Raw genomic sequence first — 1,406 nt, 5'->3', positions numbered from 1 at the left:
TGTCGCCCGCCGCGCCGTCGGCGGCGACGGTCGCGCTGGGCAAGCCGCCCGTGCGCAAGCTCGCCAAGGACCTCGGCGTCGACCTGCACCTGCTCGTCGGCTCCGGGCCGCAGGGGTCGATCACCCGCGACGACGTGCACGCGGCCGTCGCGGCGCCCGCGCCGACGAAGAGCACGGGCCGCGAGCAGCGGATCCCGATCAAGGGGATCCGCAAGCACACGGCCGCGAACATGGTGGCGTCGGCGTTCACCGCGCCGCACGCGACGGTGTTCCTCACCCTGGATGTGACCCGCACGATGCGGGCGCTCGAGCGGCTCAAGGCGCTGCCCGACTGGCAGGGCACGCGCGTGTCGCCGCTGCTCCTGGTCGCGAAGGCGGCGCTGGCCGCGATCGCGAAGCACCCGATGATCAACTCGACCTGGTCGGCGGCGACCAACGAGATCATCGTCAAGGAGTACGTGAACCTGGGCATCGCGGCCGCGACCGAGCGGGGCCTGATCGTCCCGAACATCAAGGACGCCGGCGCGCTCAGCCTGCGAGAGCTGGCTGAGGCGATGAACGCCCTGGTCGGGGTCGCGCGGGAGGGTCGCACCGCGCCGGCCGACCTGGCCGGGGGCACGTTCAGCATCACGAACGTAGGCGTCTTCGGGGTCGACTCGGGCACGCCGATCCTGCCGCCCGGCGAGGCGGCGATCCTCGCCTTCGGCGTGGTCCGCGAGACGCCGTGGGTGCACAAGGGCAAGCTCAGGATCCGCCAGGTGACCACGCTGAGCCTGTCGTTCGACCACAGGATCGTCGACGGTGAACTCGGCGCGAAGTTCCTGCGTGATGTCGGCCGATTCCTGCACGATCCGGTGTCGGCGCTGCTGGGATCGGCCTGAGGGCCTAAAAACGACCTGCCGGGTGGGCGGATCCGTCCGCCCACCCGATAGGACATTCAGCCGACCGTGGGTCACCCGATCGTGGACCCGGGCTGTACGGTGTTGCTCGGTCGGCGCGACCCGATCCACCGAACCAGGAGGGCCCACCATGACGTCCGACGAGACCTACCCGGCAGAGAAGCCGGCGGAGGGCGAGTGGGCCGGGCCGCAGTCCGGCACCCAGGGGCGCTACTCGGCGTCCTCCTCGGTGGGCTCCCCGCCGCCCGCCGGCGCCGGTGCCCCGCCCCAGCCGACCACCTACGGTCAGCCCGCGACGTACGGGCAGCCGACCACCTACGGCGCGCCGCAGCCGGCCCCCGGCGGCGGTGTGTACGGCAGCCCGCAGCCCTACCAGCCCTACGGGGCGCCCGGCCAGCAGGCGGCGGCCGCCCAGCCGCCCCAGCCGTCGAGCCCGCCGCCCGGCAACCAGCCCGGCACGTACGGCACGCCGGCCGGCTTCCCGCCGGCCAACCAGCCCGCGGCCCC

The 1,406-nt window shown here is 73.6% G+C and carries 1 protein-coding gene and 1 pseudogene; both read left to right on the top strand.

Going from position 1 to position 1,406, the window contains the following annotated elements:
* Positions 1 to 881, top strand: an 881-nt coding sequence (locus ABD211_RS33110) for a dihydrolipoamide acetyltransferase family protein (protein ID WP_344140470.1), incomplete at its 5' end; no start/stop codon positions are given.
* A gap of 148 nt (positions 882 to 1,029) precedes the next feature.
* Positions 1,030 to 1,406 (top strand): annotated as a pseudogene (locus ABD211_RS33105) (hypothetical protein); the annotation flags it as partial.

Origin of the sequence: Luedemannella flava (genome assembly GCF_039528515.1) — a bacterium.
Taxonomy (GTDB): Bacteria; Actinomycetota; Actinomycetes; order Mycobacteriales; family Micromonosporaceae; genus Luedemannella; species Luedemannella flava.
This window is presented reverse-complemented; position numbering and strand designations above follow the sequence as displayed.